General features: G+C 49.2%; 15 protein-coding genes. 8 read left to right on the top strand and 7 right to left on the bottom strand.

Going from position 1 to position 15,429, the window contains the following annotated elements; genetic code table 11:
* Positions 1-465 precede the first annotated feature (465 nt).
* Positions 466-1,167, top strand: a complete 702-nt coding sequence (locus ACYQ8U_RS19055) for an META domain-containing protein (protein WP_459947150.1) — start codon at positions 466-468, stop codon at positions 1,165-1,167.
* Positions 1,168-1,459: 292 nt separating this feature from the next.
* Here the strand turns inward: ACYQ8U_RS19055 and ACYQ8U_RS19050 are convergent, their stop codons facing one another.
* Positions 1,460-1,630 carry a hypothetical protein gene (locus ACYQ8U_RS19050; RefSeq protein WP_459947149.1) on the bottom strand — a complete coding sequence of 57 codons (171 nt, stop codon included), beginning with the start codon at positions 1,628-1,630 and terminating at the stop codon, positions 1,460-1,462.
* 319 nt (positions 1,631-1,949) lie between these two features.
* Between ACYQ8U_RS19050 and ACYQ8U_RS19045 the strand changes: the two genes are divergently transcribed.
* The 7 genes from ACYQ8U_RS19045 to ACYQ8U_RS19015 all read left to right on the top strand — a co-directional run bounded on the left by ACYQ8U_RS19045 (position 1,950) and on the right by ACYQ8U_RS19015 (position 11,591).
* Positions 1,950-4,286 carry a mechanosensitive ion channel domain-containing protein gene (locus ACYQ8U_RS19045; RefSeq protein ID WP_459947148.1) on the top strand — a complete coding sequence of 779 codons (2,337 nt, stop codon included), beginning with the start codon at positions 1,950-1,952 and terminating at the stop codon, positions 4,284-4,286.
* 185 nt (positions 4,287-4,471) lie between these two features.
* Complete coding sequence (locus tag ACYQ8U_RS19040; RefSeq protein WP_459947147.1) at positions 4,472-6,478, top strand: mechanosensitive ion channel family protein; 2,007 nt, start codon at positions 4,472-4,474, stop codon at positions 6,476-6,478.
* 177 nt (positions 6,479-6,655) lie between these two features.
* A complete protein-coding gene (locus ACYQ8U_RS19035; RefSeq protein ID WP_459947146.1) occupies positions 6,656-6,931 on the top strand; it encodes a hypothetical protein in 276 nt (91 codons plus the stop codon).
* 51 nt (positions 6,932-6,982) lie between these two features.
* Complete coding sequence (locus ACYQ8U_RS19030) at positions 6,983-8,353, top strand: DUF1254 domain-containing protein (RefSeq protein WP_459947173.1); 1,371 nt, start codon at positions 6,983-6,985, stop codon at positions 8,351-8,353.
* A 10-nt stretch (positions 8,354-8,363) separates the two neighbouring features.
* Positions 8,364-9,842, top strand: coding sequence for a DUF1254 domain-containing protein (locus tag ACYQ8U_RS19025; protein ID WP_459947145.1), 1,479 nt, complete (start codon positions 8,364-8,366; stop codon positions 9,840-9,842).
* An 883-nt stretch (positions 9,843-10,725) separates the two neighbouring features.
* Entirely contained in the window at positions 10,726-11,055 is a 330-nt protein-coding gene (locus ACYQ8U_RS19020) for a DUF72 domain-containing protein (protein ID WP_459947144.1), read from the top strand.
* Positions 11,055-11,591: a DUF72 domain-containing protein gene (locus ACYQ8U_RS19015; RefSeq protein ID WP_459947143.1), complete on the top strand. Its 537-nt coding sequence runs from the start codon at positions 11,055-11,057 to the stop codon at positions 11,589-11,591. The genes ACYQ8U_RS19020 and ACYQ8U_RS19015 overlap by 1 nt, the downstream gene beginning before the upstream one ends.
* Before the next feature lie 231 nt (positions 11,592-11,822).
* Here the strand turns inward: ACYQ8U_RS19015 and ACYQ8U_RS19010 are convergent, their stop codons facing one another.
* From ACYQ8U_RS19010 to ACYQ8U_RS18985, 6 genes are all read right to left on the bottom strand, one after another.
* Positions 11,823-12,443, bottom strand: coding sequence for a superoxide dismutase (locus tag ACYQ8U_RS19010; protein WP_459947172.1), 621 nt, complete (start codon positions 12,441-12,443; stop codon positions 11,823-11,825).
* Between the two features lie 206 nt (positions 12,444-12,649).
* Complete coding sequence (locus ACYQ8U_RS19005; protein ID WP_459947142.1) at positions 12,650-13,081, bottom strand: hypothetical protein; 432 nt, start codon at positions 13,079-13,081, stop codon at positions 12,650-12,652.
* A gap of 281 nt (positions 13,082-13,362) precedes the next feature.
* Positions 13,363-13,617 carry a hypothetical protein gene (locus ACYQ8U_RS19000; RefSeq protein WP_459947141.1) on the bottom strand — a complete coding sequence of 85 codons (255 nt, stop codon included), beginning with the start codon at positions 13,615-13,617 and terminating at the stop codon, positions 13,363-13,365.
* 334 nt (positions 13,618-13,951) lie between these two features.
* Positions 13,952-14,671 (bottom strand): superoxide dismutase, encoded by a 720-nt coding sequence (locus tag ACYQ8U_RS18995; RefSeq protein WP_459947140.1) that lies wholly within the window; start codon positions 14,669-14,671, stop codon positions 13,952-13,954.
* Complete coding sequence (locus ACYQ8U_RS18990) at positions 14,668-14,955, bottom strand: YhjD/YihY/BrkB family envelope integrity protein (RefSeq protein WP_459947139.1); 288 nt, start codon at positions 14,953-14,955, stop codon at positions 14,668-14,670. Before ACYQ8U_RS18990 ends, ACYQ8U_RS18995 begins: the two co-directional genes overlap by 4 nt.
* A 112-nt stretch (positions 14,956-15,067) precedes the next feature.
* Entirely contained in the window at positions 15,068-15,358 is a 291-nt protein-coding gene (locus ACYQ8U_RS18985) for a hypothetical protein (protein WP_459947175.1), read from the bottom strand.
* Between the last annotated feature and the right edge of the window lie 71 nt (positions 15,359-15,429).

Genomic DNA, 15,429 nt, shown 5'->3' with positions numbered 1-15,429 from the left:
AAAAATGAAAAAATAAAGGATACATGCGGTTAAATGCGGCAATATGCATTCGCGGCGGTGTCTCGCTGTCATTTTGCCTTACAGCTGCCTCGGGAATTTGCTTCGCAGGCAGAGAACCTGATGCCGATAAAATTTTGCGAGCTATGTCGTCCTATCTCGGAGGATTAAAAAACCTTGAGCATGAAGGCAGATCTTGATTTTGAGATTATCACCAATGAAGGACAAAAACTATAGATTAGTAGTTATTCACAAATGGTTATGGAACGGCCTGGCAAGTTTTATTTTACGCGTAAAGGCATGATAAACCGATGCAGAATTTTTCTGTAACGGAGAGGTCCTGACGCTGCTTCGCAGAAATCAGTACAATGCTGACTTTGTTGAGAAACGTATTGTAAGGGAATAAACGGTCGATAAATGTAACGGTTCAACCAATATTTTTTCCAATAACTACTCAAAATCAGATATATGCTCAATCTTTTTAGGTACTGCATAGTGGCTCTTTTCATGCTCACCCTGCCGACAAGTTGCAGTGAAAAAATGTCGGCACAATGGACTGGAGTGGACGATATCACTGGAGCCTGGGTGAGACCGATTCCCGGGGGGACTGGTGTTGAGGGGTTTTTTCTCCACCCGGACGGCAGCTTACGACTTATAAATATTTTCAGCATGCAAGGAAATTCCTGGTCCTTGAACAAGGATAAACTTACCCTGTTCACCCACACCGAACGGTATCCCCAACCTGTGGCAGATATTCACACTATTCAAATCATATCAGCCGATAAAATGGTATTGGCCCGTCAGGATGTAAAAATAGAATATCGTCGTCCTGCTACCGGGAAAAATTTGATGGCTACTCGATGGGTTGCCTCATATGTCCCAGGAATGCCAGCAGAAGCAAAACCGGAACAGGAGGTCTATTTCACCATGCGGCACGATGGCCGAATTGAAGGGTTCGCGGGTTGCAACACGTTTAGCGGGCCTTATATGGTGTCTGGAGAAACCGTGAAAATCGGTCCTCTCATTTCGACTAGAATGTTCTGCCCGGCCATGGCTGTCGAGGATAATCTTTTCCGGATTTTGGGTTCTTCGGATGAGTTTCTTATAGTTGAAGATCAGCTCTATCTCTATAACGGAAACTTTTTTCAGGGATTTTTCAAAGCAAAGTAAAATCATTACAGGCCCTTTCTTATATGAACCACTCGAAAAGAATCATAAGCTTTTTCAAGGAGCCGCTGCTTCATTTCCTCCTTATCGGCGCGGCATTGTTTTTTGTCTATGGCGGGATGGGAAATGATGCATCTCTGCCGGCCTGACAAGCAGCAATGTCGACGGAGAAGATTGTCGTGACCCAGGACAATATAGATCGAATGAACAGCCTGTTCGCGAAGACATGGCAGAGGCTGCCGAACGAAGAAGAACAAGAAGGTCTTGTCGAGGACTTCATTCGCAGTGAAATCTATTACCGGGAGGCAATCTTTGCATTATCCGCACGGATGTCAGGGATCTTGTTAAATTCCTCTCGCACGAGGGCAAGCAGGGTATCGATATTCAGATGTTTTCGCACGGCTCTTCTTGATTTGGTTGCCGACTTTTTGACGGCGTGGGCGGAATAAAACTTACGTGAATCCATGGCGTCCTCCTATGTAAGTATATGTTTTTACATAGGAAAACTCGATTCCTCCTGAGGGCTTTTGTCAAGTAAAATCGACATCGCCAAAAATTTTTTTTATGCCATATTTTCAAGTAGTTGAGTGTTTTGGCCATAATAAGAGTCTGCGAAACGTTAAATTAATAGTTTGTGTATTTTTAGTTAGTTAAAATTTGAGCGGGAATTGCTGAACAATTCTTGTCCTCCTGCAAAACAGGGGGACAGATTGTGATTTGTTCTTCACACAATATCTTTATTCGTTAGCTTAAAGGTAATTATTTCATCGGAATCAGGTGCCGCCATGAGATGGAAATTTGTCTGCCGTTGTGTTGTTCTTTTCTTGTTTATAATAGTTTTATTTCTTCTACCTCTCGCTTCTCAATCTGAAGAGGCAGCACCGGCGCAAGCGGAAATTTCCCTTGAAAATGCAAGCCCGGAGGAAATTGCTCTCCATGTGGCAAAATTAAATGATGAGCAAGTTCGCAGTTTGCTCATGAGCGGCCTGCAAAAAGAGGCGAATATCGAGGTAACTGATCGCTCTTCCCAGCCAGGACTCTTCTCCTTTGTTGTCAATTGGCTCCATCTTGTAGATATGCGCAATGACAAAGATATGGAATCCAGACTCCAAAGCAATATTGGTGATTTTTCTCAGTTACCCTCGGACCTGGCCAACACTATTCGCATATTCAGCGAACATGGCAGTGGCTTCTCCACTTGGGGCAACTTGATTATGATACTTTTTGCCTTTCTTGTCGGTTTTGCTGCTGCAAGTGTCTACAAAGCTGCAACAATCACTTGGCACAGGCAACTGCGGGATCAGGCTGTACCGGAACTCGGGGGATGGGTGCGGTTTTGGGCCGGTTTTTTGTATGTCTTGCCGTCACTGATAACCCTTATAATATTTGGTGCTTTTTCGCTTCTCACCTTTCTCTTGTCTCCTCCCAGTTCTTCGCCGCCATTCTGCCTGCTGTTTATGGCGATTCTCTTTGTTATCTCCTTTTGCCGTCTTGTCTCGATAGTCTCTAGCATTGTCTTCGCGCCGCGACGGTCTTCCCTGCGATTACTGAACATAGAAGACACTGCTGCCCTCAATCTCAAATGGATCACTCAAATACTGTTTTCCTACGCGGGAATTGCATATTGTGTCCTCGCTTTATGCAAAGAGTTGGGACTAGCTGATAATTCCTTCGTTCTTTTGACTATTATGCTGGGTTCATTGTTTCTTCTCTTAGTAGCGTATTTTATTATGCGCAATCGCTTTGTCGTCGCAAGTCACATGCTTTCCAGTCAAAGTTCTGACGGACAAAGAAACTGGTTGGCACGTCAATTAGCCCCAATCTGGTATATTCCCGCTTTGCTCTACCTTTTTGCCGTCTGGGTGAACTTTCTCTATCTGCAGGTTTCCGAAACAGGACAAGAAAATAGTGCCTTGCTGCTGAGCATGTTGGCAGTGCCTCTTTTCCTTGTGTTTGATCGTATAGGTCAATGGTTTGTGCGAACAGTAGTCAGTGTGCTGCACACACAGAATACAGTCGAAAAAAAACAGGTGGAATCAGGTCAGCTGGATTCGATCTTACTCAGCCACTCTGAAAAAGAGCAGCTGTTGATATCCCGTGTCTCCATGGTTGTCAGAATTGCCATCCTTTTTGCCATGACGATTTGGGTTCTTACCCTTTGGGGTTACAAGCTTCCCTATGCCACCGCCATTACCCGTGCTGTCTTCGAGTCATTAGTTACCGTGGCACTCGCTTTGTTTTTCTGGCGTATTGCCTCCGCATACATTGAAAGAAAAATTAAAGAGATGTCTCCCGAAACATCGGATAAAAACGAGTCTGAAGACTGCGATTGGGGGGGGGCAGCCCAAAGGGGTCGCAGCTACACATTGCTCCCCATGGCGCGAAAATTTATAGGAACGGTTCTTGTCGTAATGGTCTCCATGATAATCCTCTCGGCAATCGGAGTGAATATCGGTCCTCTTCTCGCCGGTGCCGGAGTAGTCGGACTTGCCGTGGGTTTCGGTGCCCAGAAGCTTGTCAGCGATGTCTTGTCCGGCTTCTTTTATCTTCTGGATGATGCTTTCCGGGTTGGTGAATATGTCGAAGCAGGTGGCTTATCCGGTGCAATAGAAAAAATCACCCTTCGCAACGTCATGCTGCGCCATCACCGTGGTATGCTGCAGATTGTACCCTACAGCGACCTGGGTCCTATCACCAATTTCATGCGTGGCGGGCTTGTGGTTAAATTCAATCTTGAATTTCCCTATGACACGAATGTTGATCAAGTGAGGAAGGTCATCAAGAAAGTCGGGCAGGAGCTGTTGGAGGAAGAAGAGTATAAAAACGATTTCATCCACCCTATCAAGTCTCAGGGTGTTCGCGAAATTACCAATTCGGTCATGACTATTCGGGTGAAATTTACAGCGAAACCCGGAGCCCATTTTCTCATTCGGCGTGAAGCATATCGAAGAATAACCGAAGCTCTGATGGCCAAAGGCATTCACTATGCCCACCGCAAAATCATAGTTGAGTTACCTCAAGACACTCAAATGTCGAAAGCAGACCAAAAGAAGTATGTCGAGGCCGGTGCGGCAGCCGGTTTAGCGGCTATGGATGAAGGTGGAAAAAGCAAGGAGTCCTGAGGCGGCACGTAGACGCGGGAAGATCCATCGGAGTGGATTGTAACAGTAGATTTAATAACCGCCTTATCCTACTGTCTAAATGTAAAGAGGTATTTAATGGCAAGCCTAAGTCGAGGATGATTCTATATGTAAGTATGTTCTTAATCTTAAGAATTTTATTTAATTATTCAAAAAAGGCGGTCTCTATGGATAAATCATACTCGAAACTTCATTATTCAAATTGCTATTGGTTGTGGTTTGCCCTTGTCTTTATGTGCTGTGCCGCGACTTTTATTCACGCTCAGGAAACGAAAGAAAGCAAAGCGGACGGGGATGACATGTTCGCAGAGACGCAGCAGGCTGCCGGCGATAAGCCTACAATTAAGCCCATCCTAACGGGCAACCCGCGTGAAACGCTCGCATCTTTTCTTCGTCTCAGAGCCGAGTTAGAACAGACCTTGCATGCCTATAGGGCGAATAAATCCCGTGAGCTTGCCGAAAAAGTGCAGGTAATTAGAGTCCAGTTCGATTCGCTGCTCGACCTGTCCTCTTTGCCGCTGGCGTCTCGCCGTACGATCGGAATCGACACAACTGCATTTTTGCTTGACATCCTTGGTCGTATCGAATTGCCTAATCTTGCAAGTGTTCCTGACAGAGAGGCCTTCGACGATGCTGTGTCACCCGCGAAATGGCGCATTCCCAACACCCCGATCTGGATCGTCCAAGCGAGTAAGGGAGTGCGTGAGGGAGAGTTTTTGTTTGGCGAGAACACGGTTTTGGTGGCACCGCGCTTCTACCAAGCTGTTAAAGATCTACCTCTGAAAACGTCTTTGCCTATCATTAGCTGGCATCGCGCTATTCGCCAGATTACCGGACCGATGATCCCGGCGGAGGTGCTCAGAATCATTCCGCAGAGTCTGCGCAACTTCTGGCTGGATACACCAAAATGGAAAGTCATTACAGTGACTTTCGTTAGTGCTCTCGCAGCAATTTTGTTGTTCGGCTTTCACCTTGCGATCAGCCGCCGCAAAACCGAAAATCGGGTCGGCTTCCTCCTGCGTCGTGCCCTGACGCCAGTAGTGGGCATTGTGGTGCTCTTAAGTTTAAAGAATTTCATTACCCAACAAATCGCTGTTTTTGGCACATTCTCGATCTTGGTTGCTGATATGGCAACTATTTTGATCAATATCGCCGCAGTCTGGCTTTTTTGGCTGGTCATACTCGCCTTTTTCGAGCGTATCGTTCAGGTAAAGGATATTCAGGAAGAGAGCTTCGACGCTCATCTCTGGCGCATAGGTGCCCGTACCATCGGAACCTTGGTCAGTGTGGTGATTATCGGTAATGCAGCACAGAATCTGGGGCTGCCTCTCTATAGCGTTGTGGCTGGACTTGGTATTGGCGGTTTGGCAGTCGCGCTGGCGATTCGACCGACTCTCGAAAACCTGATCGGCGGCATCATGCTCTATCTTGACCAGCCCGTGCGGATCGGCGATTTCTGCTCGTTCGGCGATAAAACCGGCACCGTCGAAAGCATCGGTGTGCGGACGTCCAAAATCCGGGCGCTCGATCGGACTTTGATTTCGATTCCCAATTCTGCCCTCGCAGATATGCAGCTGATCAACTGGGCGAAATGTGATCGGATGCTGATCACCACGACCATCGGTTTACGGTACGAGACCGAAAATGATCAATTGCGCTATGTACTGGTGAAGTTTCGCGAAATGCTCCATGCCCATCCTAAGATCGACTCAGAAACGGTGCGCGTGCGCTTTGTAGACTTTGGTCAATCTTCCCTCGATATTGTTGTTCGGATATATGCACTGACCCGAGATTTCAACGAATACTACGCCATACGCGAAGACGTCTTGCTGCGAATGAGCGACATCATTAAAAATTCGGGCAGCGGCTTTGCCTTTCCTTCACAGACCCTCTACATGGGCCGTGACAATGGGATCGACGTTGTGCGTGGCAAGACGGCTGCGAAAGAAGTTGCATCCTGGCGCAGGGCCGGCAAGTTGCCGTTTCCAAGGCTTGATCCCGACAGAATCGAGCAGCTCAAAGATACTCTCGATTATCCGCCGCAGGGCTCGGTCGAGGCCGGCAACATAGAGTCGCAGGTGTGGGAGACGTCCGAAGGGCTATCCGCCGAGCCGGTCGATGAAGATAAAAGCGATCGTGAGCTGCCAGCACAAAAACGTGAAGATGTTTCATAGGGCTAAAAGTGATGATACGTAAGTCATATTAAGGATGTGGTTTTAATTCTTTCATTCCACGGAAATCGGCCTGATAGCAAAGCCACACCATTGGAGTGATAACCTTAGAACTGGAGGTTGAGTCGGTTATCGGCCTGGAAAAATATGGTATCTAGACGTCTCTTGCATTCCCATTGTATGTTAATAACCCTTAGTTTAATAACAATTGTTGATACTGTTTCTTCTGTTGAAATTTCTTCATTTGCAAAACTCTACGAGCCGTCTGGGGTGGTGCAGTTAAGAACGGGGGAGGTAATGGTCGTTGAGGACGAAGGTGATAAACCTCTTTACATCTCCTTGCCACAACAAAAATTAGCACAGGGGATGCTGGGAAATGGCAAATCATTTGCTGTCGGGGTAGCGGTTGATGACCTTGAAGGTATAACCTCCTCCCGCGATTCCAGAAACAAATAACCGATAAAATTAAACGGAGATTCTATGAAAATAAATGACATTATTACTTACATGACAGTGCTCGCCGCATTCATGATGCCTTTTACTGTGCAGTCAGCAGACGTCACCCCGGATGAAGCACGCGCTATCGCCAAGGAGGCCTATATCTACGGCTATCCCATGGTGGACGGCTACCGCATCCAATACGGCTACTTCGTCGACAAGAAAGACCCCGAATACAAGGGGCCGTGGAATGAGATCCACAGCATCCCGCGCGTCTACACCCCGGAGGACAAGGCCATTCAGACGCCCAATTCCGACACGCCCTATTCCTTTATCGGCGCGGATCTCCGGACCGAACCGCTCGTTCTGACGGTCCCGGAAATTCCCAAGGATCGCTATTATTCGATACAGTTCATTGACGCCTATACATTCAACTTTGCCTATGCCGGCAGCCGAACCACCGGTAACGACGCGGGTAGCATCATGCTGGCTGGCCCGAACTGGAAGGGCAAGAAACCGCAGGGAATCAAGGAGGTCATCCGGTCCGAGACCGAGATAAACACCCTTATCTACCGCACCCAGCTTTTCAATCCAGCCGACCTCGACAATGTGAAGAAAATCCAGTCGCAGTACAAGGTGCAGCCCTTGAGCCAGTTCCTCGGCCAGCCCGCGCCCACCCCCGCGCCGGCTATCGACTACATCAAGCCGCTCAGCCAGGAAGAGCAGAAAAGCTCTCTCGAGGTGTTCAATATCCTGAATTTCGTCCTGCAATTCAGCCCGACCGTTCCGTCCGAGAAGAAACTCATGGAGAGGTTCGCCAAGATTGGCATCGGCGCCGGAAAGACCTTTGATCCCACGAAGCTTTCCCCTGAAATGAAGAAAGCCTTCGAGGAAGGCATCGGCGACGCCTGGAAAGAATTTGCGGGCGGCGCGAAGTTATTGGCGGAAGGTAAAATTACCGCCGGCGATGTCTTCGGCACGCGCGCATTCATGAAAAACAATTCCCTCTATCGCTGGCTCGCAACCATGGGCATCTGGGGAAATTCAAAACAGGAGGCGATGTACCCTATTTATTGGGCTGACGCTAGCGGCCAAAAGCTCAACGGCGCTAACCGCTATACTCTGCATTTCCCCAAGGGAAAACTGCCACCCGCGCATGCGTTCTGGTCGCTCACCATGTATCAGCTGCCGGAGAGCTTGCTGGTGGCCAATCCCATCGACCGCTACCTCATCAATTCGCCGATGTTGCCGGACATGAAAATGGATGCCGATGGCGGCCTCACGCTCTACATCCAGCACGAGTCACCCGGCAAGGACATGGAATCGAATTGGCTCCCTGCACCCAAGGGACCATTCTCATCTTACCTGCGCATCTATTGGCCGGCAGAAGCAGCCCTGGACGGCTCCTGGACGGCTCCGAAACTGGAGATGGTGAAATAAGGAGAGACAAATGAACAAATCAAAACCCATATTTTTGTTCTGTGCTTTATGTTGCGCCTTCACTGTTGCGCTGTTTACAGGCTGCGCTACGAAAGGCGACCCTATTACTGCTGCAGGACAAGCCGATAAAAAGGCGGGCATCGCGGCGCCTGGCATCGCCGAAACCAAGGCTATTGCTGAGGAGGCGTTCATCTATGGCCTGCCGATCGTAATGAACTACGCGGTGATGCAGGAGTTCTCGGTTGACAAAAACTCAGGGCAGTTCAAGGCGCCGTTCAACACAATGTTTAACGATGCCGCTACGCTCACTTACAAAGACACGGCCGTCGTCACACCCAATGCCGACACGCCATATTCGATGGTCTGGCTCGACCTGCGGGCGGAGCCGATGGTGATCTCGGTTCCGGCAGTGCCAAAAGAGCGCTACTACTCTGTGCAACTGATCGACGGCAATACCTACAACTATGGCTATATCGGCAGCCGTGCGACGGGTCCGGATGCCGGTCACTATCTCGTGGTCGGCCCTGACTGGAAAGGCGAGAAGCCCGCGGGTATCAGGGGGGTATTTAAATCAACGACGCCTTTCGCGCTGACTCTTTTTCGCACTCAGCTCTTCAACGCCGATGACATGCCGAACGTGGTTAAAATTCAGGCCGGTTATAAAGTCGAGCCGCTCTCTGCCTTCCTCAATCAGCCCGCGCCCGCCGCAGCACCGAAGATCGACTTCCTCCCGGCTACAACGTCGGGAATCAAGGCGAACTTTTACGCCTACCTGGACGCCGCCCTCGAGTTCGTTCCCATCACCCCTGAGACCAAGGAGCTTCGTGGCAGGCTTGCCAGTATCGGCATAGGCCCGGGCAAAACCTTTGACTTCAAGGAGCTGTCACTGGAACACAAGGCCGTCGTTTTGGTGGCGATGAAGGAAGGCGACGACAAAGTAACGAAGTATCTCGACTCCGGAATGAAAAACATCAACGGCTGGAAGGTAGGTGCCCTGTTCGGTGACAGCGCTTTCTACAACGGCGATTGGCTCAAGCGAGCCGCTGCGGCCATGGGTGGTATTTACGGCAATGATAGCGCCGAAGCCATGTATCCCATGACTCGCACCGATGCGGCCGGCAAGACACTCGATACCAGCAAGCACAACTACACAATTACCTTCCCGGCCGGAAAACTGCCGCCCGTGAACTCTTTCTGGTCAGTGACATTATACGATGGCAAGACGCAGCTCCTGACCAAGAATCCGATCAATCGCTATCTCATCAACTCGCCCATGTTGCCTGACTTGAAGAAGAATGCGGACGGATCAATTATGCTCTACATACAGAAGGACTCGCCAGGTAAGGATAAGGAAGCTAACTGGCTGCCGGCACCAGATGACACGATTTACCTTGTGATGCGTCTCTATTGGCCGAAGATGGAAGCACCTTCCATCCTTCCAGCCGGCGCAGGAAGCTGGAATCCACCGGGAATCGTGCAGGCGAAGTGAATGCCGGTCTGGCCGCCGCGATTGCAAACCAATATTGGTACAACATATGACCGCCCAACGCCGCTAATCAGCGGAGCGCAAAAAGCTGCGCCCGCTGATTAGCGGCGTTATAATTGCCAACTCAAATATTTGTAATTTCATAAATTCCTGAATCAGTACCTTCTTCCTGTGAGGGTAGAGCCGGCTAAACCCTCAGAATTGATCTGAAATGGAGCAAACACAAAGAAGAGATATCCAAAGAACACCTCTCATAAATGCAACAGAACAGCAACGAGATGTGTTTCCTGAATTTTGACCTTGATCATGATCAAATATCACCATCGAAATGGAGCATTCCGGCACTTCTGAAAAATCAAGAATATTTCCAGAAAAATGGTCTCAAATGGAGCGGTTTCAGTTATTGATTTCAAACACATCATAACCGGAGAGAAATTCCGAAGACAGTATACTAAACTCTGTATCGAGTAGAAAGTTTTGTACACTGGTCCTATATCTGGGATTTCAGTTAACCTCTATGACGCTCATTTTTTGGTCATCAAGACTTCTTAATAGGCTGTTTATCGACTTTTTTCTTGTCTTTTTGACTCTGCTTTTGGTTGGTTTGTTTCTGGCTTTTTTCCTTATCTTTCTTTCCGCCTTTGTCTCCCATAAATTTCTCCTTTTCAGATGTAAAGAAATAGAAAATTATACTTCGGAATGGGGCATGTCTTAGCTTGACTCTTATTGCCTAAAAATGCCCGTGTTGTCGTTGTTGCCGACGTCAACATATTTCCAATAGATCATAACAGAGCGAGGGGAAACCAGATAGGAGTTTTTTCCGGAAAATTGAAGCAAAGCTAGGTATTTGATTTGAAATCTTACTCGCCTTTCTTACTTTATGGTCATGGACGAAAAACAACTCCATATAGGCACGTGCAGTTGGAAATACGATTCCTGGCGGGGACTGGTGTACCCTGAAGGGAAGGAAATTAATTATCTCCAGGAGTACAGTAAACAATTTTCCACTGTTGAGATTGATCAGTGGTTCTGGTCCCTGTTCAAAGGAAGCGTGGTTCTCCCGAAGGTGGAAGTAGTAAGGGAATACGCGCAATCCGTACCGCCGGGATTTATATTCACCATTAAAGTCCCGAACAGCAACACCCTGACTCACCACTACAAAAAAAGCAAGGTGATCCCCTCGTTGCCAATCCACACTTTCTTTCCACCGATCTGATGGGGAAATTTCTGCAGATTTTGCAACCTCTTGGTGACCATATAGGCCCGCTCATGTTCGAGTTTGAGTATTTAAACAAGAACAAAATGGCCGGTCTAGGTCATTTCATGGAAATGTTTGCAGGTTTTCTTCAGAGTCTGCCATCGGGATATCAGTATTGTATCGAGATCCGGAATACAAATTTTCTGAAAAACGAATATTTTGATTTTCTGGCCAAGTATCGCCTGGGTCCTGTTTTTCTGCAGGGATACTATATGCCGCCGATCGTTGATCTGTATGAGAAGTACAAGGATTACCTGGGTGACCCGGTGGTGCTCAGGCTTCAAGGTCCGGATCGACAGGGAATGGAGAAACGAACAAGAAATATTTGGAATAAGATCGTCGAGCCAAGGGATAAGGAACTTTTACAACTGAGAAACATGGTGAACGATCTGCGCCAACGACGACATCAGATCTTCATCAACGTCAATAATCATTACGAGGGTTCTGCACCTCGAACCATAGAGAAGATCAGAGCACTTCTGCAGCTAATCTGAGCAAAGACCTGGCCCTCCTCAAATTTGGAATCACGTTTCAGGACTATGTATGGTCATACCACTGCCGCAGCTTTGATGCCGTTTGAGGCCAATTTCGTTTCCATTACGGTTTATACGGTTGATAGTCTAAAAGAATCGGCAGGTCTCACTCGACGGGGGCTGCACTGCGGAACGCGTCGAGTGAGACGCCTGATTGAGCTGGTTTTGGTGTAAAGCGATTTCAGGACGCCATCAGCCCAGATTCTCCGCCGCAAAATTCCAGTTGATCAGTTTATCCAGTACCGCATTGACATAGTCCAGGCGGCGGTTCTGGTAATCCAGGTAGTAGGCGTGTTCCCACACATCGATGGTCAATAACGGTTTCTTGCCGGTGGTCAGCGGCACATCCGCATTCCCGGTCTTGACCACCTTGAGCTTGTCACCATCGAGCACGAGCCAGGTCCAGCCGCTGCCGAACTGGGCCATCGCCGCGGTCGCCAACTCCTTCCTGCATGCATCGACGGTGCCGAAGGAAGCCTCGATCTTCTGTTTCAGGCCGGCGGGCGGTTCCCCACCGCCATTTGGCTTGAGACTCTGCCAGTAAAATGTGTGGTTCCAGGTTTGGGCGGCATTGTTGAATATCGCCGTCTTATCGGCCGCACCGGCCGTCTTGGTAATGACCTTCAGCAGCGGCAGGTCCGCAAACTCCGTTCCTGCAATCAGCTTGTTCAGGTTGTCGACATATGTCTTGTGATGCTTGCCATAGTGAAAGCCAATGGTATTTGCCGAGATTACCGGGGACAGTGCGTCATCGGCGTAGGGTAGGGCAGGCAGGGCGTGGGGAGATACAGCTGCAGTCTGGTCATTGCTCATCATTATTCCTCCATTGTGTTGTTTAAAAAAGATGCTGATTTTGGTCAGCGCCTCGTTCAGGGCCCTTTCACTGCAAGGGGCTGCCGGATGGCCGACCATTACCCTGGGGCCCCGGCGACAGCATGCTTTCTGTGCCGTCTTTCAGAGTGATCGTGCTCATGGCAGGATTTCCTCCGTTGTTTTTAAGCGAGGCTGTTTAACATCCTTTAGTTGTGGTCCATACCCTTCATCATCGGACAATTCGCCATGGACTCCTTGCCCATCTGCATATGCTGCATCATGTGCGGCATCATCTGCTCCTGCATTTTTTCCATTCGCGCATGCATGCCAGTCCGTTGCTCCACCAAGCGGGTGACGACGGCGGCGATCAGGTCGACCTTTTTATCCGCCGGCGCGCTGTTCATTTCAGCGACCTGCGCGGTGAGTTCGGCGTCCTGTGTCTTCATTTCTGCCATCATTTTCTGTTTCTGGTCCTTCATCTCCTGACAGCGTTCCATCATTTTCGTCTCTGTCATATTTGTTCCCGTCACCGGCTCGGCCGCTTGCGATTGGAGAGGAGACCAGACAATCAGCGCCAAGGCCCATGCCAACGCGAGGGTGGATCGGACGAGGAGGTTGGTGTTCGTTTGTTTTTTCATGTTGTTCACCTTATCTGTTTGCTGTTTATCTTCGCTGCAGCCGTTCTCAACGGGCTGGTGATTTTTCGAGGAGCGGGCGGTTTTCTACTCGCCACCTTGCTTACTTCCCGTGTCTGAGGCGGAACAAATAGCAGCTTTTTTGGCGGTGACCGCTCTGGCACATGCGAACCGCGCCAGTGAAAATGGTAAAAGAATACTACCAGGATCTTCGATCATGTTTTTCTCAGCACAAAACAAATTTTCTCATTTCTGGAAAGACACGAAGAAGAGTATCCTCGCAGCTAGAACTGTTTTCCCTCAATATTCTTCTTTAACTGGGCTATTTCAAGCCCGAGAGCGACACATTGCTTGCCCTCCATACATCGGTCTGCATCCATCATATTGAGAAAGTGTTGCAGATTATGGGTGTCCTTTTTTAAACCGACAACCCAGGTTTTTTCCAAATCGTTAAAGGAAACATTGACGTCAATCCCACACTGACCAATTTCCGGATAGAGAGCAGTTATCTTTTCACACAATTTTTTTTCATCGTACATAGCCATTTCCTCCTGTTGCAAAGGATGGGCAGGTTGCCCGTTTGTCATAATATATACATGATGCGGTATTGTTCAATTTCGCCGGCGTAGACGTTCTGATGCACCCATCATGGTGATTTCACTTCTGCATAACGCGGTTGTCTTTGCCTGGATCCATCTTCATAACCGCGCACATGCAGGTTCCGGTGGTTGGTGCGTCGGGAGGTGAGCCGATGAGCGAGAGGGAACAGAAGAGGAACCGTAACGAAACAACCGGTTCATTTTCTCAATTTCGTTACAGCTCCTTATACCTTTCCCCAAGATTTCATCGGCCAGGCTTTTCGTTGACTACGGCTTAGCCGAGGTTCTGCAAGGCGAATTCCCAATTTATCAGCTTGTCGAGCACGGCGTTCACATAATCGGCCCGGCGATTCTGATAATCCAGGTAATAAGCATGCTCCCACACGTCAATGGTAAGCAGTGGCTTCATGCCTGTGGTCAAAGGGACATCGGCATTGGCGGTCTTTATTACCTTGAGTTTATCGCCATCGAGAACCAGCCAAGCCCAACCACTGCCAAACTGGGAAACGGCGGCGGCAGCGAGTTCTTTCCTACAGGCGTCAACGCTGCCGAAAGATCCCTCCAATTTCTGCTTCAGGGCGGCGGGCGGTTCTCCACCGCCATTTGGCCTGAGGCTCTGCCAGTAAAATGTGTGATTCCAGATTTGCGCGGCATTGTTGAAAATCGCAGCGTTTTCTGGCTTTCCTGCGGTACCGGTGATAATCTTTTCCAACGGCAGGTCGGCAAATTCCGTCCCCATGACAACCTTATTGAGGTTGTCTACATAGGCTTTGTGATGCTTACCGTAATGAAACCCTATCGTCCGGGCGGTGATGATCGGTTCCAATGCGTTCTCGGCATAAGGGAGAGCGGGCAAAACATGGGGCACCGCTGCGGCCTGGGCAGTACTGGAAAGACCGCCCATCGCGAGCCAGGCAATGGTGCCGGCCGACGCCATGAGAAAACTGCGACGCTCGAGCACGGGAGAGGAACTGCTTGTAGTGTTTCTGTTCATGTAGACCTCCTTATGGTTGGTGGGTGGATGAAAGATTTGGAACATATTTCGGCCTGGCCTGCACACAGGCAGGCACCATAAATGAAAACGCTTCCGGAAACATAGATCCACAGCAGCAAGGCCATGACTCCGCCAAACGCTCCGTAGACCACGTTCAATGTGGCGAAGTCGTGTAGATAGATAACGAACAGACTTTCGCCGATTCGCAAAAGTACCGTGGCATACAGGGCGGCCGCCCAGGCTTCGGCAATCCGCGTGGTGTGTGATTGGTCACCGGTAATCATGCGGTACCTCCTTCACGCAGCCTTTGCCACAGCCTGCGCAATTCGGACAATTTCTCGTGCGATACCCTCAAGTGAAAGAATAAAATCGATACAGCCGCTTGCTATTGCGCTCTCAGGCATCTCGGTGAAGCGCGGGACAATCCACGCCCTCCAATGCAAGGCAAACTGAGGTTGTCGGTTGGCCGGCGGCAAACATCATTTCGATCAAGGATCTCGCCCATATCCCGCCGGCGCCCATGACCACCGGGGCGAGAGGGGGTGTCCAAACCGCAAGTGGAAACCTCGGACGACCAGAACATACTGGCCCGGTACTCTCATCAAGGCGGAGGTCATCGGATATGGTTGCTGCGGCGGGATTTGAGTTCGAGACGATCCTGCGATCGGCGGTTTTTCCTGTAGTCATATGGTATTCCCCTCTCTGGAAATGGATATTTTGTAAAATATAACCTCGCTGAAAATATCATCGAGTCCTGA

The sequence above is a fragment of the Desulfocastanea catecholica genome (assembly GCF_054657295.1).
Note: the sequence above shows the minus strand (reverse complement) of the source record. Positions and strands in the feature narration are given on the sequence as shown.